This is a genomic window from Streptomyces aureocirculatus, assembly GCF_000720475.1.
In the GTDB taxonomy this organism is placed as follows: domain Bacteria; phylum Actinomycetota; class Actinomycetes; order Streptomycetales; family Streptomycetaceae; genus Streptomyces; species Streptomyces aureocirculatus.
Window position 1 is genome coordinate 40429 of record NZ_JOAP01000048.1, and the last position, 20237, is coordinate 60665.

A 20237-nucleotide genomic window follows, 5' to 3' on the forward strand; every position below is an offset into this window, starting at 1 on the left:
CGTTTCAACCATTAATCGAGGGACAGAGGTGTGTACGTCATGCTGGTACTCGCGCAGATCAGTGACCTTCACCTGGACGGGACGGCACGGGCCACGGAGCGGGCCGAGCGGGTCCTCGACCATCTGCGGGCGCTGCCGGGTCCCCTCGACGCCCTCCTGGTCACCGGCGACATCGCCGACCACGGCGAGGAGGCCGAGTACAAGGAGGCCGCGCGCCTGCTGTTCACCGACGCGCCCTGGCCGGTCCTGACCTGCCCCGGCAACCACGACGTGCGCGGGCCCTTCCGTACGGCGCTGCTCGGCGAGAGCGAGCCTGCCCCGTCCGGGGCCGCTGCTTCCGGAGCCGCTTCTTCCGGAACCGCTGCTTCCGGAGCCGCGATCAACCGCGCTCACCGTGTCGGCGGCGCCGAGATCCTGATGCTCGACTCCAGCCTGCCGGGCAGCGACGAGGGGCTGCTCGACGAGGAGACGTACGCCTGGCTCGAAGAGCAACTCGCCCGGCTCGCCCGGCTCGGCGACGACGTGCCGGTGCTGCTCTCCTTCCACCACCACCCCGTGCGGATGCACCACCCGCGCCTGGACACCTGGCGGTTGCGGGCGCCGGAGCCGCTCGCGGCGCTCGTGGAGCGGCACCCGGAGATCGTGGGCCTGATCATCGGGCACGCGCACACCCCGGCGGCCACCACCTTCGCGGGGCGGCCGCTGATCGTCGGCCCCGGGGTGGTCTCGACGCTGCGTCTGCCCTGGGAGGGCGAGGGCCTGGTCGACCTCGAATCGCCCGCCGGGCTCGCCTTCCACGTCCTGGACGACGAGCGGCGGCTGACCACGCACTTCCGCGTGGTCACGTGACAAGCCCCGGCTTCACCGTCAACGCCTGCCGCGCGCCGGACGCGTGACGCACCGTCACCGTCACGTTCCGGCCCGGCGTGGCCGCCGCCACCACCTTCGCCAGGTCACCGGCCGAGCGCACCCGCGTCCCGCCGAACGCGAGCAGCACGTCACCGCGGACCAGGCCCGCCGCGTAGCCGGGGCCCGGCTGGTGCACGGCGGTGAGCTGGGCGCCACCCCGGCCTGCGGCATCGACGGCTTCTACGCCCAGGGCGGGGCGGGGGGACGGTGGCCGGGCGGGCGCGACGCCCTCGCTGGTGGCGGGGTTACGGGAATCGGCCTTTCCCGAGGGCCCCTTGGGGGGCTTACCCGGCTTGCCCGGGTGCTGGCCCGGGGGCGTGTTCGGGTCCGCGCCCTGTCCCTTGCCGGGCGCCGCGGCCCCCTGCACGCCCTGCGCGCCGGGCACGCCCTGTGCGCCCTGCGCGCCGGCCTGCTTCTGCATCTCCGCGAGTCTGCTCATGCTGATGACGGTGACCCCCACGGTGCCGAGGCCCACGCCCACGAGCACCAGGGCCGTCGCGCACAACAGGCCGAGGAGGAGCGTACGGAGCCGTCTGCCGCGGCGCCGTGCCGCGTGCGGGCGGGAGTCCCTTCCGGGTGCGCGGGATGTGCGGGACGTGGGAGAGGTGCGGGACGTGTCGGACGTGGCGGGTGATCGGCCGGGGCCCGGCTCGTGGCCCGGCAGGGGCTTCGGACGCAACGCGGTCTGTTCCATGGCTCGCCTCCGGCCACAGCTCTACCCGGCGTGACCCCGCGCGACGATTCACGAAAGAGTGACGTCCAGGCGTGCGACGAACGTGGCGGCGGGTCCGGACAGGGCCGCGGTGTGCACCAGTTCGGTGCGGTGGACGACTCGGGGGGCGGTGAGCGGGAGCGCGACCGTGCCGGGTGCGTCGGCGGCCGACGCGGGCAGCAGGGCCAGTCCGTGCCCGGCCGCGGCGAGCGCGGCGAGGGTGCGCACGTCGGTGCCCTCGTACCGCAGGGACGGGCGGAAGGCGCCGGTGCCGTGGACCGTCCGCAGTTGCCCGAGGGGCAGGCTCGCGCCGGGTGCGTCCAGCCAGCGGGCGTCGGCCAGGTCGTCGAGGCGCAGGCCAGGCCGCCCGGCCAGCGGATGCCCGGCGGGCAGCAGGACATGGACGGGTTCCTCGCCCGCGCCGCGGGTGTGCAGGGGCGCGGTGTCGGCCAGGTGCAGCGGATCGCTCGGCGCGGCCAGGCCGTCGACGAGGCCGAGGCGTGCGGCGCCCGTGGCGACGGCTTCGGGGACGTCCGCGCGGGGCAGCACGCGCAGGGTCACGCCGGACGGCGGCAGGGCCCGCAGCGTACGGGGCGTGAGTGCCGTGGGCGCGGCGGCGACGACGAGCCGCTCGTCCGCCGCGCCCGCCAGGGCGGCGACCTCCGCGCGCGCCGCGTCGAGGCGGAGGAGCAGCGGTCCCGCGTGCTCCAGGAGGCGTTCGCCCGGGCGCGTCGGCGCGACGGGGCGGCGGGTCAGGAGCGGCGTGCCGAGGTCCTGCTCCAGGGCGGCGATGTGCTGGGAGACCGCGGACTGGGTGTAGCCGAGTTCGCGCGCGGCGGCGGAGAACGAGGCGAGGCGGGTCACGGTGACGTACGTACGCAGGAGGTGCGGGTCCATGACACCAAGGATCACCGCCCACCGGAACACCCGGGACACCCGAGGTACCCGGAACGCCCGGCACACCCGAGCCGCCTGGAGCACCCGGGACACCCGAAGCACCCGGCTCGCCCGGGACACTCGGGGCACCCGGCACGCCCGAGGCACCTGGAGCACCCAGCTCGCCCGGGGCACCCGGGGCACCCGGGGCACCCGGGGCACCCGGGACGACCGGGGCACCCGGGACGACCGGGACACCCAGGACACGCAGACCACCCGGGACACCCGAGGCACTCGGCACGCCCGAGACACCCGGCACGCCCGAGACACCTGGAGCGCCCAGGGAACCCGGGGCACCCGGGACGACCGGGACACCCAGGACACGCAGACCACCCGGGACACCCGAGGCACCCGGGGCACCCGGCACACCCGAGGCACCTGAAGCGCCCAGGGCACCCGGAGCACCCCAGGCACCCGGGTCGCCGGGATACCCGAGGCGCCCTGCCCGCCCAGGACACCCAGGACACCCGGGACACCCGGCACCCCGGCGCCCCAGCAGCTCAGCACAGCCGCAAGGCCCATCACCGATGCTTATGGAGCATGCAGTTTTCGTCGTTGGACGTGCCCCCGCGGGGCCGCTCAGGATGGCCGTCATGAGCAACGTTCCCGCAGCCAGGATCGCCCTCGTCGGCGACCGTTCCCCGACCGTCACCTCGCACACCCGCGTCCCGCTGCTCCTCGACGCCCTTGCCGCCCGGGAGGGCCTCGTCCTCGACGCGTACTGGATACCGACCGCCGACGCCGCCGAGCCGGGAGCGGTGCGCGGCTTCGACGCGGTGTGGATGCTGCCCGGCAGCCCGTACCGCAGCGAGGCGGGCGCGCTGGCCGCGATCCGCACGGCACGCGAGGACGGCATCCCCTTCCTCGGCACCTGCGGCGGCTTCCAGCACGCCGTGCTCGAGTTCGCGCGGAACGTCTGCGGCCTGACCGGGGCCGCGCACGCCGAGAACGACCCGGACGCCGAGGACCCGCTCATCGCGCCGCTCGCCTGCTCGCTGGTCGGGCACGAGGGCGTGGTGACGCTGACGCCGGGTTCGCTCGCCGAGTCGGTGCTGGGCGCCGACCGCACCGTGGAGCGCTACCACTGCAGGTACGGCCCGGCGCACGACACCGGAACCGGAACCGGCAGGCTCGCCACCCTGCGCACGCACGGCCTGCGCTTCACCGGCACGGACGAGCGGGGCGAGGTCCGTGTCGCCGAACTCCCCGGTCACCCCTTCTTCCTGGCCACCCTCTTCCAGCCGGAGCTGTACGGGGACGGCACGCGCCCGCACCCGATCGTGCGGGCGCTCGGCCGGGCCGCGGTGGACCACGCGGCCCGGGTGCCGCCGACCGTTCCTCAGTGACCGCCGCCGGGCCCCCCGTCGTGTCCGCCGTGGTCGCCGTGGCCGCCATGCCCTCCGTGGTCGAACTTGAGCGCCTCCTTGGGCAGCACGACGAAGGGCCGCATCATGCCCATGTCCTCGTGTTCGAGGAGGTGGCAGTGGTACATGAAGCGGCCGTACGCGCCGTCGAACTTGCCGATGACGCGCAGCATCTGACCGCCCGGAACGCGGAACACGTCCTTCCAGCCGCGCTCGTTCGGGGCGGTCGGTATGGGCGCGGGGTCGTGGGCGACCGGCGTTCCGGCACGGGTGCCGCCGATCGTCACGTCGAACCCGGACGCGTCGTACGTGTCGCGGCCGAGGAGCTGGAAGTCGGCCAGGTGGACGTGCATCGGGTGGGTCACGTTCGGGTTCACCGCGAGGTTCAGGAAGCTCCACTGTTCGTGCGCGCCCTCGGCGACGGTGAAACCCAGGCCGTCGTTGAACGTACGGGCGATGCGCCGGTACGTCTTCGTCACGCCGTCCGGGCCGCGCACCTGGATGACGCCGTCGGCGGGGATCCGGACGGAGCCGGGGTCCTTCACCTCCACCATCTCCCACATCTCCGGGTGACCGCCGCCGCCCTTCGTCGCGGGCGGGGTGAGCACCACCAGGCGGTGGCCGTGCGGAACGCCGTGGCCGATCGTACGGAAGGAGCCGGACAGGACGTCCGGCAGCCGGAAGGTCTCAGGGGCACCGCCGCCCCGGCCCACCCGGAACTCCATGACGTGCGGATAGGCCACGTCACCCACCGGGTCGGGCACTCCGGGCGCCGCGTTCGGACCCTTGTTCACCAGGCGGACCCGCTTGCCCGCGAGCCTGCGGAAGTCCACGAGCAGGTCGAAGCGCTCCGCGGACGCCGCCGTCAGCGTGGGCATGGCCGCGTCGAAGTCGATGGGCACGGGCCGGGGCAGCAGCCCGCCGTCGCTGCCTATCTGGTGCAGCACACCAGGCACCGGCTTGTTGTCCTCGTCGACCAGGACCAGTTCGTACGTACGGGCGTTGGAGGCGTTGACCAGGCGGAAGCGATACCAGCCCGGCGCCACTTCCGCGTACGGCCAGATGCGGCCGTTGACCGTGGTGTACGGGCCGGTGAAGGGCAGGGAGACCGGCTTGCCCGTCTCCGGGTTCTTGGGGTCGACGATCGTGGTCTTGTGCAGGAGGCGGCCGGTGAGGCGGCCGTCCTCGTCGGTGTCCAGGTTCCGGTCGGCGATGAGGAGCGGGATCTCCCGCTTCCCGGCGGGGAGTTGGAGCGCGTCCTCCTCGTCGTCGCGGACGAGGTAGGTGCCGTAGAGACCCGCGTAGACGTTCCATCGGGTGATGTTCATGGCGTGGTCGTGATACCACCAGTGCACCGCCTGGTGGTCGTTCGGATACTCCGAGAGCTGGGCGTCGCCGTAGCCCACGGCGTTGTCCGTCCAGCCGTCGTTGCCGCCGCCCGTCTGCGCGCCGTGCACATGCGTCACCGTCCACGCGGGCAGCGCGGCCACGTCCTTGTTCGGCTCGACGCGGTCCCGGCCCGGACGGGTGCTCGACGGCGGTGTCGTGCGCGGCACCTCGACGGCCGTGACGGGGAACTCGCTCTCCTTGGGCACGCGATTGGTCCACGCGATACGGATGCGCTCGCCGCGCCGCACCTCGATGGTGGGGCCCGGCACGCATCCCTCGTACCCCCACATGAGGGTGGGCGGCAACTGCGGGTGCAGGCGCACCCAGGCCGGGCGGACGGCGATCTCGGTCTCCTCGCGCACATCGCCGCCCGCGGGGCGCAGGATTGGCGGGACGGTCAAGGGCGCAACATACGGCACGAGTTCGCGGGCGCCGCGCTCGGTCGCCGCTGCTTCCGCTGCCGCCCCTGCCGCCTCTGCCGCCCCCGCCGTGACGGGTCCGGCTAAGTGATCGGCGGCTGTGCCTGTGTCTACGTCAGTGTCTGAGTCTGCGCCTACGTCAGTGTCTGAGTCTGAGTCTGAGTCTGCGCCTACGCCTGCGTCGATGCGGATGTCGGTCATGGTCGAACACCCCCGTGTTCCACTGCTTCCACTTTCCCTTGCAATACGTCCTTCACCCGGTAAGACTCCCCGCTTCCCACCAGAGTTCCGTGAATGCCGTATTCCGGATAAATGGTGCATGGTGCCTCCGGTACGGGTGAGAGATCGGGGTTTTTCGGTGCGCGGACCGGCACCGCATCTAGGCTGCGGACCAGGTCACCGCCTGCCGTCGGAAGGTGACGCCACCCGCGTGACAGGAAGCAGGCCCATGAACCCGATGGACCCGCCGGAGCCACCCGCCCCGGACCCCGATCCCGACCCCGACGTCCCGTACGCGGTTGCCGCCCTCGCCGCTTACGAGGGCTCCAAGGCGCTCGCCGCCCGCGACGCCGCGCACCGCGCGCACATCGAGCGGCTGCTGCTGGTGTGCGCCGACGCACTGGACGCCTGCGGGCAGTTGCTCGCGGGCGGGCCCCGCCGGGACCCGGCGGCGTACCACCACGGCCTCGAACTCGTCGCCCGGCAGTTGGAGTCGGCGGTCTCCGCCGAGGGCCTGGAGGTGTTCGGGCAGACCGGGGAGCGCGCGGCCCCGGCCACGCACCAGATCGTGGAGATGCGCCCCGCGCCACTCGGGGTGGCGGACGACGAGGTCCTGGAGGTGATGCGGCGCGGGTACCGCTACCAGGGGCAGGTGCTGCGCCCCGCCCGGGTCGTGGTCGCGTCCACCGCGGACGCCGAGGAAGGCCAGCGGCCGGACCCGCACGAGACCCTGGACAGTCCGGACCCGCACGGGCCGCCGGACAGCCCGGACCCGCACGTACCGACGGACAGCCCGGACCCGCACGCGCCGCCGGACAGTGAAGGCAGCACCCTCGAATGAAGGTGACGTCCGCGGCGTCCGCGCTCCCAGCGGGCCCGGCGGCGTCCGCGCCCTCCGCCGGAACGCCCACGCGCCCTTGCGCGGCCCGGGCGGCGCGGTCATCGTGGCCGACGTGACCTCATTCATCCTGCCGCACGAACTGGTGGGCGAAGGCACGCACAGAGTCTTCGCCGTGCACGGCTGGTTCGCGGACCGCTCGGCGTACGCGCCGCTGCTCGCCGACCTCGACACCGGCGCCTTCCAGTACGCCCTGGTGGACCTGCGCGGGTACGGCGAGGCGCAGGACGCCGTCGGCTCGTACACCACCGCCGAGGGCGCCGCGGACCTCCTCGACCTGGCCGACCGGCTCAACTGGGAACGGTTCTCCCTGGTGGGGCACTCCATGGGCGGCAGCGTGGCGCAGTGCGTGACGGCGCTCGCGCCGCACCGGGTGCGGCGGCTCGTGGGCGTCTCACCGGTGCCCGCGTCGGGCCTCCCGCTGGAACCCGAGGCGTGGAAACTGTTCTCCTCGGCCGCGCACCGGCCGGAGAACCGGCGCGCCATCATCGACATGACGACGGGCGGCGTACGCCCCGCCGCCTGGCTCGACCGCATGGTGGCCCGCTCCCTTGCGTGCAGCGACGCCAAGGCGTTCCGCGCCTGGCTCGACTCCTGGACGGGCGACGACTTCCACGAGCGGCTCCAGGGCTGCCGGGTGCCCGCGCTCGCCGTCACGGGCGCGCTCGACCCGGCGCTTTCGGCGGCGGTGATGCGGCAGACGTGGCTGACGTGGTTCACGCGCGGCCAGCTCGTGGACCTGCCGGGCGCCGGGCACTACGCGATGGACGAGGCGCCGCTCGACCTGATCCGTGCCGTCGAGGACTTCCTGCGGGCGGACGACGGCACGCCGGAGCCCGCACCGGCGCGGCCCGGCTCCTGACCCGGCGGCCACCCGCCCATGTCCCTACCCTCGCCCCCGCCCGGCGAAGACCTGCCGCCCCCGGCCTCGACCCCGACCCCGAGACCCACTCAGGGCCCGACCCCGGGCCAGGCCCCGGGCCAGGACTCCGCCGCCGTACCCGTACGCGACCCCGCCCCCACCACCCCCGTACCCGACGTCTTCGACCCCCGTATCTACGCCGACTCCGTCCCGTACGACCGCTACCGCGTCCTGCGCGACCACCACCCGGTCGCCCGGCAGGAGGAGGCGGTCGTGCTCGGCTGGCCCGCCGGGCCCGGTTTCTGGGCGGTCACACGGCACGCGGACGTGACGGCCGTGCTCAGGGACGCGACGACGTACTCCTCGTACCTGGGTGCCACCCAGATCCGCGACCCGGACCCGGCGGACCTGCCGTTCATCCGCCGCATGATGCTCAATCAGGACCCGCGCCCCGGCGCGCGCTCCCGCGCACGCGGCGGGAACTCCACCGGCCATCACCGGCTGCGCGCCCTGCTCGGCGGGGCGTTCACGCCGCGCCGTGTCGCCAGGTTCGCGACCGTCGCGCGCGAGCGCGCGAGGGGTCTGCTGACCGCGGCCGTCGCACAGGCCCGCGCCGGGGACGGCACCTGCGACCTCGTCGCCGCGGTCACCGACGACTACGCGCTCCTGAATCTCGCGGATCTGCTGGGCGTGCCGGAGAGCGACCGCGGCCTGCTGCTGCACTGGACGCGGCGTGTCATCGGCTACCAGGACCCTGATGAGGCGGCGGGGGCGGGCGGGACGGTGCTCGGCCCGGACGGGCGGCCGGTGAATCCGCGCTCACCGGCGATGCTGGCCGACATGTTCGCGTACGCGGGCCGCCTGGCCGCGTACAAGCGGCGCCACCCCGGTGACGACGTCATGACGGCGCTGGCGACCACGCCCGGGCTGACCACCGCCGAACTGGAGATGTCCTTCTTCCTCCTGACGGTCGCGGGCAACGACACGGTGCGCGGCGCGGCACCCGGCGGCGCCCTCGCGCTCGCCGAGCACCAGGACGAGCTGCTCGGACTGCGGACGGGCGCGGTCCCGCTGCCCGGTGCCGTCGAGGAACTGCTTCGCTGGCACCCTCCGGTGCTGAGCTTCCGGCGGACGGCGGCCAGGGACACGGAACTGGGCGGGCGTCACATCCGGCGCGGCGACAAGGTGGTGGTCTTCCACGCCGCGGCGAACCGCGACGAGCGGGTGTTCGCGGAGCCGGACCGGCTCGACCTGACGCGGACGCCGAACCCGCACGTGTCGTTCGGCGACGGCCCGCACCTCTGCCTGGGAGCACACTTCGCACGCCTGCAACTCGCCACCTTCTACGCGGAGTTGCTGGCAGCCACTCCCGTCCTGCGGCCCGCGGGGGCACCGCGCCGCCTGGTCTCGCACTTCATCAACGGCCTCAAGACACTGCCCGTGCGCCTCGCCGACTGAGCGTCGGATACGGTGCGGAAAGATCATCCGCACCATGAAAAACGCCGGGCGCGGAACATCCCGAACGACGCGGAAGCGAGAAGCCGGCCATGTACGCGGCAGCCGAGGACGAGTACCACGACGACGTGTTCCCGGTCGTCCCGGCGCCGCGGGACGGCTCCCGCTGGCAGGCGCCCGCCGACCTGGAGGAGCACCTGTACGAGCTGGCCGAGGCGGAGGACGGCTACGCCTACCTGCGCGCGCTCGCCGTGGAGGGCCTCTACCGCCCGGTGCCGCTCACCGACTTCGCCGCGGCGCCTGACGCGCCGCCGCTGTTCAGCGTCGAGGTCCCCGACGGCCGCAGGGTGGCGCAGATGTACACGGCCGGGCTCCTGCCGCGTCCGCACCCCGACGTCGTCTACGAGTACGTGACCCTCGGCACCCTCGCGCGGTCCTGGCCCGAGGACATCGACGTACTGGTGGTCAACACGCAGACGCCGTGCGAGCAGTACTACCTGACGACGGAGGAGGAGCGGCAGGTCTGGGCGGACCTGCACGACGACCACCACAGGCCGGGCCGCGTCGACGACCGCGTGGACACCCGCCGCACGGGCGCGCCGGCGGGCCTCGTGCTGCACGGCCTGGCCTGCGGCGCCCATCTGTGCTTCGCCAACGGCGACGCCTGGAACACCCTCGACTGGCACGGCGCGGGCTACAGCAACGAGGTGGCGCGCCTGGAGGAGTGGTGGGGGGTGCGGGGCAGGGAGGAGTGGCGCGAGGTGCAGAAGCGTCTTCTGGGCCGGGAAGTCAGCCCCTGGTACTGGGACTTCGTCCTGGGCGCCCGTGCCGCGCTCGCGGCCGAGCGGGGCACGCCCGTGGATCCGGAGCTGTGGCGCGAGCGCGTGGAGTCGGCGCTGCGCGAGCGGGTGGCGGACGGCGGCGGGCCGGGGACGCCGTGCCTGCCGGGCTCGGACCCGGAGCTGGACCAGTTCGTCGCCGCGCTGCGCGGCCTGGTCGGCAAGGTGCTCCGCTACGAGGCCCGCTTCCGCGCGGACGGCCTGCTCCCGCCCGGCGGCCAGGTCCGCTCGGTCGCGGCCTGGGACCTCGGCCGCGCGTCGAAGATGGCCCGCTGGGGCCGCGGCGCCCGCTACGCGTCGCACTCCGAACTGGTCGCCGCCCTGGAACGCACCGCCCACGAGGCCGGGGCGGTGTACACGTCCTGGCCGGAGTTCTCGGCCGGTTACGTCCTGGGCCGCTGTCTGCACTTCGACCAGGAGGAGTTCGGGACCTGGTACACGACGGTGCTTCGGGCCCACCGATCCCTGACGACGGACCCGGAGAGCCCGTGGCTGACGGTGGACTTCCGCTGACGGCGCCCCGGACAGTCCGCGCCGGACTTGTCCGCCCCCCCGGAGTGAGTCAGCTACCGTCCTCCGACAGGCGCAGCGAGATCGAGTTGATGCAGTACCGCTGGTCGGTGGGCGTCGGATAGCCCTCGCCCTCGAAGACATGGCCGAGGTGCGAGCCGCAGCGGGCGCAGCGGGCCTCCGTGCGGACCATGCCGTGGGTGCGGTCCTCGATCAGTTCGACGGCGTCGGAGTCCTTCGGGTCGTAGAAGCTCGGCCAGCCGCAGTGGGACGCGAACTTCTCCTCGGAGGTGAAGAGCTCCGCTCCGCAGGCGCGGCAGGAGTAGACGCCCTTGGCCGTGGTGTCGGTGTACTCACCGCGGAACGGGGGCTCCGTGCCGGCCTGGCGCAGGACCTGGTACTCGGCGGGGGTCAGTTCCGCACGCCACTGCTCGTCGGGCTTCTCGACGTCGTACGACATGGGACATGTCCCCTTCCGGTGCGGTCCGGCCCCGGCGGGGGCCGGGGTGGCTCACTTCGACAGTTCGGCCAGGATCAGCGGGCCGAGGTCGGTGACGTCGCCCGCTCCCATGGTGAGAACGAGATCACCGGGCTTCGCCATTCCCGCGATCACCGCGGGCGCCGTCTCCTTGTCGTGCACGGCGCGCACGTCGGCGCCCGCCGTGTGGGCGGCGGCGATGATGACGTCGCTGGTCACACCGGGGATCGGGTCCTCGCGGGCCGGGTAGATGTCGAGGACCACGGAGGCGTCGGCGAGGGCCAGGGCGGCGCCCATCTCCCTGCCGAGCTCCTGGGTGCGGGAGAACAGGTGCGGCTGGAAGAGCACCAGGAGGCGGGCGTGTCCCGCGCCCGCGGCCGCGGCCCGCATGGCCTCCAGGTCGGCGGTCATCTCCGTCGGGTGGTGCGCGTAGGAGTCGACGACCTGCACGCCCGCGACCTCGCCCTTGAGCTGGAGGCGGCGCTTCACACCGGTGTACGAGGCCAGGGCCGGGGCCAGCTCGGCGGCCGGGATGCCGAGGGCGACGCCCGCGGCGAGCGCGGCGACGGCGTTGTGCGCGTAGTGCCTGCCGGGCACGGAGACGGTGAAGCGCAGCTCGGTGCCGTCGATGACGGCGGTGACCTCGCTCTTGAGGCCCTGCGGCGTCACTCCGGTGATCCGCACGTCGGCGTCGGCGGACTCGCCGTAGGTGACGACGCGCAGCTCGGGCCTGCTCTTCGCGATCCGCCGCGTGAGCTCCCGCGCGCCTTCCTGGTCGGCGGCGACGACCAGCGTCCCGCCGGGCACGATCTTGTCGGCGAAGGTCTGGAAGGACTCGTGGATCTCGTCCATCGAGGCGTAGTTGGCGTGGTGGTCCAGCTCCACGTTGAGGACGATCGCGACCTCGGGGGCGTACTTGTGGAAGCTGCGGTCGCTCTCGTCGGCCTCCGCCACGAAGATCTCGCCGGTGCCGTGGTCGGCGTTGGATCCTGGCGCGTCCAGGTCGCCGCCGATCGCGTACGAGGGGTGCAGCCCGAGGGAGGCGAGGCTGACCGCGAGCATCGACGTGGTGGTGGTCTTGCCGTGGGTGCCCGCGACGGCGATCGGGCGCAGGCCGTCCATGAGGGAGGCGAGCGCGTCCGAGCGGTGCACGACCGGGATGCCGAGCTCCGTGGCGCGGGCCAGCTCCGGGTTGTCGGCGCGGATCGCGGAGGAGACGACGACGCAGGTCGCGTCGGAGGCGAGGTGGTCCGCCGCGTGCCCGATGTGGACCCGGGCGCCGAGGGCGCGCAGGGCGTCGGCGGTCGCGGAGTCCTTCGCGTCGCTGCCCGCGACCTTCGCGCCGCGCTGGGCGAGGATCTTGGCGACGCCCGACATTCCGGCGCCGCCGATGCCGATGAAGTGCGGTCGGTCCATGGCGGTGGGAAGGCCGGGGGCCATGTTTCTCTCCCGAGAGGCTGCGACGGTACGTACCGGGCCCACCCTAACCGGGTCTCCCCCGGTCGCCTCGGCCACCCACCGGGCCTGGTGTCCGTCCCGCCTCGACGCCGCTCGATCGGCCTGCGGCCCGCCCGTCCTACGGCTCGCCCTCCCGTCCTGCGGGCCGCCTTCTCGGCTGAGGCTCAAGCTTTTCGGCCTGGCGGCCTCGTCCTCAAACGCCGGACGGGCTGAATTTCCCCCGGGCTGGCTGGATCTCCCCGGACGGGCCGGTTTCAGCCCGTCCGGCGTTTGAGGACGAGCGCGCAGCGCGACAACCCCGGTCACGGCCGAGCGCCGGCGCTACGTGCTGTGGGCGAAAAGTTTCAGGACCGGCACGCCTACCTTGTGCCGGGCCCGCGAGGCCCAGTCCCGGTGGAAGAACTCCTCGACGAGGTGGGGCTCGGTGAGCACGATGACCTCGTCCGCACCGACCTCGTCGACCACCTCCTGGAGCACGTCGAGGGGATGCCGCTCGATCAGCCGCCCCTCCGCCGCGCTGCCCGTCGCCCGCAGCGCCATGAGCGACACCTGGAGCGCCCGCCCCGCGGGCCCCACGGCGTCCTCGCCCTCGGGCACCTCACCCTCGCGGACCGCCTCGTCCAGCTCGCCGAGGGCCACGTCGTCGATGGCCCGAAGCAGCCGGTCCGCCTGGTCGCCGCGGGGCTGCAAGAGCACCTGGAACGTGACCGGCTCGTCGCCGTGCAGGGTGCTGACGAATTCCACGTCGGCGGACGTGAGGGCCTTCTCGATCATCAATACGCTTGTGAACACGACAGGCGTCCGTCCTTCTCTTCCGTGGCCGCGCGACCGGCACCTGCGGAAACCATCCTTCCCCCGTCCGAGCCGGGGTCGCGTGACTTAGTGTGCCCCGCGGAAGCGAAACGGAACGGGATATTCCGCTGATTGTCAGATGCGATTGTCAGATGCCCCGCCGGTACTGTCAGATGCCCGCCGGTACCGCGTGTACAGGAACCCGGCCTCTTCGAGCACGGACGTCAGTACGAATCGCTCGGGCACCGCGAGCCCGGGGCCGTCCGCGATGCGCTGGGCGCTCCCCGCCGTCAGGAGCGGCGACACCGACAGGCACAGCTCGTCGAGCGCACCGGCGGCGACGAACTGGCCGAGCAGCCGCGGCCCGCCCTCGGTGAGCAGTTGGTTCAGCCCCCGCGCGCCGAGCTCCCTGACGACCCGCCCGGGGTCCGCCCCCGTGCCCTCACCCGCGATCACCACCTCCGCCCCGGCCTGTCGCGCCGCGTCCATCCGGTCGGCCGGCGCGGCGGCGCCGGTCACCACGAGGGTGGGCGTGAGCGGGGCGGTGAACAGGGGCAGGGAGAAGTCCAGGTCGAGGCCGGCGCTCACGATCGCGATCGCGGGGGCCGCCGCCTGGCCCGCCGCCGCACTGCGGGCCGCGAAGGCCTCCCGGGCCCTGGCCGGACGGTAACCCTCCTGGCGTACCGTTTCCGCGCCGACGACCACGGCGTCCGCGAGGGAGCGCAACGTACCGAAGATGCGCATGTCGGTGTCGCTGGACAGGGGCTGGGAGCGGCCGTCGTGCTGGGCCGCGCCGTCGAGGGACGAGACCATGTTGGCGCGCAGCCAGACGGCGGGCCCGCCGTGGTCGGCCTCGGGGTAGGCGTAGGCGTCGGCGAGTTCGTCCAGGGACCACTCATGGTCGTCCAGGGGCCCCTCGCGGTCCCCGGGCGCGGCGTCCGGCGCACTCTTCGCCGAGGTCGGCGCGGGTGTGTGGTCGGTCACAGGGAACAGGCGTCGCATGCCGGGCAGTCTTACACGGCGCCGATACCGCTCTACAGTGGAGCACCGTGTCAGACACCACCCCTGCCGCCGGGCAGAGCCCCATACCCGAAGCGGTCCCCGCATCCCTGAGCGCCCGCGAGCCGCAGGTGCCCGCGGACCGGCTCGTCGCCGAGATGGTGCCGCCGCCGCGGTTCGACTCGGCCCGCTTCGCCACCTACGTCCCGGACCCGGGACAGTTGAGCCAGGCCGAGGCCGTGCGCGTCCTCAGCGGCTTCGCGGAGGGGCTCGGCGGGGCGCACGCGACGGGCGCGGGCAAGCGGCGCTGGTTCGCGCGTGCGAAGCAGTCGGTGCCGGCCGGGCCGCGCGGCGTCTATCTCGACGGTGGCTACGGCGTCGGCAAGACCCACCTCCTCGCGTCCCTGTGGCACGCCACTCCCGCCGAGCCCGCGCTCAAGGCCTTCGGCACGTTCGTGGAGCTGACCAATCTCGTCGGCGCCCTCGGTTTCCAGCAGACCGTGCGTACGCTCAGCGGGCACCGGCTGCTGTGCATCGACGAGTTCGAACTGGACGACCCGGGCGACACCGTCCTGGTGTCGTCCCTGCTCGGCAAGCTCGTCGAGGCGGGTGTGGCGCTCGCCGCGACCTCCAACACGCTGCCGGGCAAGCTGGGTGAGGGCCGGTTCGCCGCCGCCGACTTCCTGCGTGAGATCCAGGGTCTCTCGGCCCACTTCAAGGCCCTGCGCATCGACGGCGAGGACTATCGCCACCGCGGTCTTCCCGAGGCCCCGGCCCCGTACTCCGAGGAGCAGGTCACGAAGGCCGCGTACGCGACGCGGGGCGCGAGCCTCGACGGCTTCCCGCAGTTGCTCGGGCACCTGGCGCGGGTGCACCCCAGCCGTTACGGCGCGCTGACCGACGGCCTCAGCGCCGTGTGCCTCACGGACGTCGCCCCGGTGCCCGACCAGTCGACGGCGCTGCGCCTGGTCGTCCTCGCCGACCGGCTCTACGACCGCGAGATCCCTGTGCTCGCCTCCGGGGTGCCGTTCGACGAGCTCTTCAGCGAGGAGATGCTGAACGGTGGGTATCGGAAGAAGTACTTCCGTGCGATCTCCCGCCTGACCGCGCTGGCACGCGACGCGAAGCCCCTGGCCACGCCCTGACGCCCCCGGCCCGGGGGTGCGCCCTCTTTTCGGCTGCGGATCCGCTCGGGCTGATCGCGCCGTTCCCCGCGCCCCTGACGGGGCCCACCGCCCACCGTCGGCCGGACGTATCCCCGAAGGGGCACGCGGGTGCGCACTCTTTTCGGGTGCGGATCCGCTTGCGCTGGTCGCGCCGTTCCCCGCGCCCCTGACGGGGCCCACCGCCCACCGTCGGCCGCACGTACCCCCGAAGGGGCACGCGGGTGCGCACTTGACGGGGCCCGTCGGCCACCGTCGGGCGGACGTGCCCCCGAAGGGGCGCGGGGAACTGCGCGACCAGCCACGACGTGCCCGCAGGGGAAAGATCCGCCCCGCGGGGCCGGGGCCGCGTTCAAACTCTCGTGCGAGGCAGCCCTGCGTGATACACACATGCGGGTCAGTTCCTGTCCGCCAGCAGGAGGTTGCCATGCCCGACACCGAGACGTCCGCGACTGAGATATCCGCCAGCGAACCGTCCGCGACGGAGCCGTCCGCGACCAGGCGCCAAGTACTCGCCCGCACGGGGGCACTGGGAGCGTCCATCGCCTTCACCGGCGCCCTGTCGGAACTCTTCGCGGGCACCGCCACCGCGGCCCCCCGCGGCAGCGGCGGCTACGGCCCCCTCATACCCGACCCGAACGGCCTGCTCGACCTGCCGAAAGGTTTCCGCTATCGGGTCCTCTCCCGCGAGGGAGACCAACTGCGCTCGGGCGAGGGCAAGGTGCCGGGCAATCACGACGGGATGGCCGCGTTCGGGGGCAGGCGCGGCGGCGTGCACCTGGTGCGCAATCACGAGAACCGCGCGACGGCGAAGCTGGGCGTGCCGACGGTCAAGGGCCTGACCTACGATCCGGCGGCCAAGGGCGGCTGTACGGCGCTCGCGCTCGACCGGCGCGGCCGGGTGGTGGACGAGCGGGTCGCCATCGCCGGTACCGCCGTCAACTGCGCGGGCGGGCCCACCCCCTGGGGCACCTGGCTGACCTGCGAGGAGACCGAGGACAAGGCCGGTACGAACGGTTACACCAAGGATCACGGATTCATCTTCGAGGTCGACCCGGTGGACCCCCGGCGCTCGGGCGCCGTCCCGCTGACCGCCATGGGCCGCTTCCAGCACGAGGCGGTCGCGGTCGACCCGTGGCGCGGTGTCGTCTACGAGACGGAGGACGCCTTCGAGCGGCCCTTCGGCCTGTTCTACCGCTTCCTGCCGGACAGGCCCGAGGGCGGCCGTGGCTCACTGCGCGCGGGCGGCAGGCTCCAGGCGATGCGGGTGCCGGGCCTCGCGGACCTGTCCGCCGTACAGGAGCCGGGCACGTCGTTCGACCGCGTCACGTGGGCGGACGTACCGGACCCGCTGGCCGCCGAGACCCCCGTACGCCATCAGGACTTCGGCCCGAAGGGGATCACGCACGCGCAGAAGCTGGAGGGCTGCTACTGGGGCGGCCGCTGCGTGTACTTCGTGTCCAGCTACGCGCGCAGCGCGGAGGGCTCGGCCGCCGACCACTACGGCCAGGTGTGGCGGTACGACCCGGCGCGGCGCCGCCTCACCCTCGTGATCGTGTTCGGCCCCGGCACCGACGTCCAGTTGCCCGGCGAGTCCCCCGACAACATCTGCCTCGCGCCGAGCGGTGGCCTGATGGTGTGCGAGGACGGCGGCGGCATCCAGCACGTGTACGGCGTGACGCGCGGCGGCGAGGTCTACGCGATGGCGCGCAACGCCCAGAACACGGGCACCCCCGAGAAGCCGGAGTGGGGCGAGTTCGCGGGCGTCGCCTTCTCGCCCGACGACGACACGATGTACGTGAACTGCTACACGCCCGGCACGACGTTCGCGGTGACGGGGCCCTGGCGCAAGTAGCGGCCGTCCGCCGCCCGTTCCGGTGTCCGGGTACGGGGCGGGCGGCGGCTCAGGCGGCCGGGGCGAGCCGCCACAGGGAGGTGACCTCGGCGGCGCGGGCCGTGTGCAGGGGGTCCGAGGCGTCGCTCGCGCGGGGGTGGCGTGGCTTGGCGTCGAGTCGGTCGACGACGCGCAGACCGGCCGCGGCGAATGCCTCGTCGAGTTCGCCGCGGGAGCGCAGACCCAGGTGTTCGGCGAGGTCGGAGAGGATCAGCCAGCCCTCTCCCGCCGGCTCCAGATGGTCGGCGAGCCCGGCGAGGAAGGCCCGCAGCATCGCGCTGTCGGGGTCGTACACGCCTTGTTCCACGGCGGAGGTCGGGCGGGCCGGGAGCCACGGCGGGTTGCACACGACGAGGGCGGCACGGCCCGCCGGGTACAGGTCACCGCTGTCCGTGACCTCCACCCGGTCGCCGATGCCGAGCCTCGTCACGTTGTCGCGCGCGCAGACGAGGGCGCGGGGACTGCTGTCGGTGGCGACGATCCGGCCGAGGCCCCGGCGGGCGAGGACGGCGGCGAGGACGCCGGTTCCGGTACCGAGGTCGAAGGCGGTGGCGGCCGCGGGGGCGCGGTGGGCGGCGGCGGGCAGCGGGGCGGTGGCGACGAGGTCCACGTACTCGCCCCGGACCGGCGAGAAAACGCCGTAGTGCGGGTGGATGCGGCCGTCGACCGCCGGGACCGGTACACCCTTGCGGCGCCACTCGTGGGCGCCGATCACACCGAGGAGTTCGCGCAGCGACACGACGGTGCGCCGCCGGGGCGGGCCGTAGGCCTCCGTGCAGGCCGTTCGCACGTCGGGGGCGCGGCGCAGCGCGAGGCCGTGGTCGTCCTCCAGGACGACGAGCAGCATGCCGAGCACCCTGGCCCGGTGGCCGCGGGCCTGCCGGTGCCGGTGGAACGTCTCGGCCGGGGTGGCGCCGGGTTTCGGCGCGAGCCGGTCCAGGCGGCTGCCGAGGGCGCGGAGCAACTGCCGGGCGCCCTGGTAGTCGCCGCGCCACAGCAGCGCGGTGCCCTCACAGGCGAGGCGGTAGGCCACGGCGGCCTTCATGCGGTCGTCGGCGACCATGACACGACGGGGCGCGGGCAGTCCGCTCTCGGAGTGCCAGTGGGCGGTGTACGTGAGGGGGGCGGGGGCGGCTTCCGGGTCTCCGGGAACGTCTCCGGGGCCGTCTCCGGGGGCCGCCCCGCTGCCGCGCCTCGCCCGCGCCGGGGGCCGGACGTCTTCGGTCCAGGTGATGCCGGGGGCGTCGGTGCCGCCGGGGATGCCGGTGCTGCCGGTGCTGCCGGGGGTGTCATCACTGCCGGGGGTACCGGGGGTATCCATGCTGCCGGGGGCGTCGGAGATGTCGGCGCTACCGGGGGTGCCGGAGATGTCGGCGCTGCCGGAGATGTCGGGGGTGTCGGCGGGCTCGGGCATCGACGGCTCGTCAACTCCTCGGTGGTCGCGGTACGCGGGGCCCCGGAGACGTGCGGCGACCGGGAAGCGCCCCAGGACGATTCCACAGCCGCTCCCCCCTGGCAAACCCGGCCCCACCGCACCGACGCGGGTCGGCGAGGACGACGGATCATCGCAGCTCCGGCCCCCGGGCCTGTCCGGTGTACGGGTGAGTCCGAGGGCCCGCCTACCCCATTAATCCTATTTACCCATATATCTTCACGGCGTGATCATTCGCGCACGGACCCGGAACACCCGTACCGCCCTGGCCCTCCTGGCCACGGCCGCCCTCTCCCTCACGGCCTGCACCGCGGCCCCCTCCCCCGCGCCGCACCAGCGCCTCGCGGCCACCCCCGAGGACCGGACCGCGGCCGCCGGGCGTCAGGCGCCGACTCTGGCCCCCGGCCCGCAGGGCCTGACCCCGGTCTTCACCAGCGCGCCGCGCACCGAGCAGGCGTCCCGCGGCTCGGCGAAGGCGGCGCCCACCGTCGCCCTCACCTTCGACGCCGACATGACGGCCGACCAGGGCCCCCGCGCCGCGGCGGGCGAACACTTCGACAACCCGCCCCTCGTCGACACCCTGCGCCATCTGAAGGTCCCGGCGACGTTCTTCATGACGGGCCGCTGGGCCGAGCAGTACCCGGCGCAGACCAGGGACATCGGCAGGGACCCCCTCTTCGAGGTCGCCAACCACTCCTACAGCCACTACGCCTTCACGCCCCGCTGCTACGGCCTGCCCACCGTCGCCCCGAACCGCATGCGCGCCGAGGTGGAGCGCACCTTCACGGCCCTGCGCGAGTCGGGCGTCGAGCGTCCGGTGCCGTACTTCCGCTTCCCCGGCGGCTGTTACGACCAGCGGGCGCTGCGGGAGCTCGCGCCCTCCGGTGTGACGGCGGTGCAGTGGGACGTGGTGGGCGGTGACGCGTTCGCCAAGGACCCCGAGGCGGTGGCGCGGCAGGTCCTTCAGGGGGTGCGGCCGGGTTCGGTCGTCGTCCTGCACTGCACCCGCAGCGCCGCGCCCGCGACCGAGCGCGCCGTCCGCATCATCGTCCCTGAGCTGCGCAAGCGCGGTTTCCGCTTCGTCCGGGTGTCGGAGCAGATCGGCGCCTCGCGAGGTGCGCCCGAGGCCCGGCGCGACGGGGCGGCGGCCGGGCCCCCCGCCGCCACCACCCCGAACTAGGCCGTCCGTCATGGCCGACCCCCTGGACGGCACCGCCGACACCGCCGACACCGCCGACACTGCTGCTACCGCCGAGACCGCTGACACCGCCGACGCCGCCGACACCGCCGACACCGCCAACACCGCTGGCACCGCTGACACCGCTGACACCGCTGACACCGCTGACACCGCCGAGACCGCCGAGACCGCCGAGACCGCCGACGCAGCGGACACCGCCGACGCAGCGGACACCGCGGACCCAGCGGACCCAGCGGACGGACGGGGACCGTGCCCCCGGCCGCGAACGGGCACTCCCCCGGCCTCCCCCGGTCTCCCCCGCCCCCCTCAGC

Annotated in this window: 18 protein-coding genes and 1 pseudogene; 11 read left to right on the forward strand and 8 right to left on the reverse strand. The window is 73.8% G+C overall.

From position 1 onward, the window contains the following. The first annotated feature begins 39 nt into the window (after window positions 1-39). Entirely contained in the window at window positions 40-849 is an 810-nt protein-coding gene (locus IG78_RS0133165) for a metallophosphoesterase (RefSeq protein ID WP_030570537.1), read from the forward strand. Here the strand turns inward: IG78_RS0133165 and IG78_RS0133170 are convergent. Together IG78_RS0133170 and IG78_RS0133175 are read right to left on the reverse strand one after the other, a co-directional pair. Next, complete coding sequence (locus IG78_RS0133170) at window positions 842-1603, reverse strand: PDZ domain-containing protein (protein WP_030570540.1); 762 nt, start codon at window positions 1601-1603, stop codon at window positions 842-844. The genes IG78_RS0133165 and IG78_RS0133170 overlap by 8 nt on opposite strands. 48 nt (window positions 1604-1651) lie before the next feature. After that, the gene (locus IG78_RS0133175; protein WP_030570543.1) at window positions 1652-2518 is read right to left on the reverse strand and encodes a LysR family transcriptional regulator; all 867 of its coding nucleotides are present in this window, start codon (window positions 2516-2518) and stop codon (window positions 1652-1654) included. Between IG78_RS0133175 and IG78_RS50865 the strand changes: the two genes are divergently transcribed. Beyond that, window positions 2517-2939, forward strand: coding sequence for a hypothetical protein (locus IG78_RS50865; protein WP_063760834.1), 423 nt, complete (start codon window positions 2517-2519; stop codon window positions 2937-2939). The genes IG78_RS0133175 and IG78_RS50865 overlap by 2 nt on opposite strands. 211 nt (window positions 2940-3150) lie before the next feature. Next, window positions 3151-3903: a CTP synthase C-terminal region-related (seleno)protein gene (locus IG78_RS0133185; protein ID WP_078965762.1), complete on the forward strand. Its 753-nt coding sequence runs from the start codon at window positions 3151-3153 to the stop codon at window positions 3901-3903. Here the strand turns inward: IG78_RS0133185 and phsA are convergent. Further along, window positions 3897-5729 (reverse strand): O-aminophenol oxidase PhsA, encoded by a 1833-nt coding sequence (gene phsA, locus IG78_RS0133190; RefSeq protein WP_107055049.1) that lies wholly within the window; start codon window positions 5727-5729, stop codon window positions 3897-3899. The genes IG78_RS0133185 and phsA overlap by 7 nt on opposite strands. A gap of 448 nt (window positions 5730-6177) precedes the next feature. Here phsA and IG78_RS44470 point away from each other — a divergent pair, with 448 nt between their 5' ends. From IG78_RS44470 to IG78_RS0133210, 4 genes are all read left to right on the forward strand, one after another. Next, complete coding sequence (locus IG78_RS44470) at window positions 6178-6789, forward strand: nucleotide exchange factor GrpE (RefSeq protein ID WP_051853147.1); 612 nt, start codon at window positions 6178-6180, stop codon at window positions 6787-6789. A 112-nt stretch (window positions 6790-6901) separates the two neighbouring features. Next, window positions 6902-7708: an alpha/beta fold hydrolase gene (locus tag IG78_RS0133200; protein WP_051853151.1), complete on the forward strand. Its 807-nt coding sequence runs from the start codon at window positions 6902-6904 to the stop codon at window positions 7706-7708. An 18-nt stretch (window positions 7709-7726) separates the two neighbouring features. Beyond that, the gene (locus tag IG78_RS0133205) at window positions 7727-9166 is read left to right on the forward strand and encodes a cytochrome P450 (RefSeq protein ID WP_078965764.1); all 1440 of its coding nucleotides are present in this window, start codon (window positions 7727-7729) and stop codon (window positions 9164-9166) included. Between the two features lie 89 nt (window positions 9167-9255). Beyond that, complete coding sequence (locus IG78_RS0133210; RefSeq protein WP_030570558.1) at window positions 9256-10515, forward strand: DUF1266 domain-containing protein; 1260 nt, start codon at window positions 9256-9258, stop codon at window positions 10513-10515. A 49-nt stretch (window positions 10516-10564) separates the two neighbouring features. Here IG78_RS0133210 and msrB read toward each other — a convergent pair whose 3' ends face one another. The 4 genes from msrB to IG78_RS0133230 all read right to left on the reverse strand — a co-directional run bounded on the left by msrB (window position 10565) and on the right by IG78_RS0133230 (window position 14242). Then, the gene (gene msrB, locus IG78_RS0133215; RefSeq protein WP_030570560.1) at window positions 10565-10972 is read right to left on the reverse strand and encodes a peptide-methionine (R)-S-oxide reductase MsrB; all 408 of its coding nucleotides are present in this window, start codon (window positions 10970-10972) and stop codon (window positions 10565-10567) included. A 51-nt stretch (window positions 10973-11023) separates the two neighbouring features. Continuing rightward, window positions 11024-12430 carry a UDP-N-acetylmuramate--L-alanine ligase gene (murC, locus tag IG78_RS0133220; protein ID WP_030570562.1) on the reverse strand — a complete coding sequence of 469 codons (1407 nt, stop codon included), beginning with the start codon at window positions 12428-12430 and terminating at the stop codon, window positions 11024-11026. 339 nt (window positions 12431-12769) lie between these two features. Continuing rightward, a complete protein-coding gene (locus IG78_RS0133225; protein WP_107055050.1) occupies window positions 12770-13240 on the reverse strand; it encodes an indole-3-glycerol phosphate synthase in 471 nt (156 codons plus the stop codon). Window positions 13241-13375: 135 nt separating this feature from the next. Then, window positions 13376-14242 carry a pyrimidine reductase family protein gene (locus tag IG78_RS0133230; protein WP_030570568.1) on the reverse strand — a complete coding sequence of 289 codons (867 nt, stop codon included), beginning with the start codon at window positions 14240-14242 and terminating at the stop codon, window positions 13376-13378. Window positions 14243-14289: 47 nt separating this feature from the next. On the opposite strand from IG78_RS0133230, the gene zapE reads away from it, so the two are divergent. Further along, a complete protein-coding gene (gene zapE / locus IG78_RS0133235) occupies window positions 14290-15384 on the forward strand; it encodes a cell division protein ZapE (protein ID WP_030570571.1) in 1095 nt (364 codons plus the stop codon). 445 nt (window positions 15385-15829) lie between these two features. Beyond that, entirely contained in the window at window positions 15830-17257 is a 1428-nt protein-coding gene (locus tag IG78_RS0133240) for an alkaline phosphatase PhoX (protein ID WP_051853148.1), read from the forward strand. 49 nt (window positions 17258-17306) lie between these two features. Here IG78_RS0133240 and IG78_RS0133245 read toward each other — a convergent pair whose 3' ends face one another. Then, window positions 17307-18710, reverse strand: coding sequence for a methyltransferase (locus tag IG78_RS0133245; protein WP_225882302.1), 1404 nt, complete (start codon window positions 18708-18710; stop codon window positions 17307-17309). 244 nt (window positions 18711-18954) lie between these two features. Here IG78_RS0133245 and IG78_RS0133250 point away from each other — a divergent pair, with 244 nt between their 5' ends. Together IG78_RS0133250 and IG78_RS49660 are read left to right on the forward strand one after the other, a co-directional pair. Continuing rightward, entirely contained in the window at window positions 18955-19908 is a 954-nt protein-coding gene (locus IG78_RS0133250; RefSeq protein ID WP_051853149.1) for a polysaccharide deacetylase family protein, read from the forward strand. Window positions 19909-19918: 10 nt separating this feature from the next. Beyond that, window positions 19919-20237 (forward strand): annotated as a pseudogene (locus tag IG78_RS49660) (hypothetical protein); the annotation flags it as partial.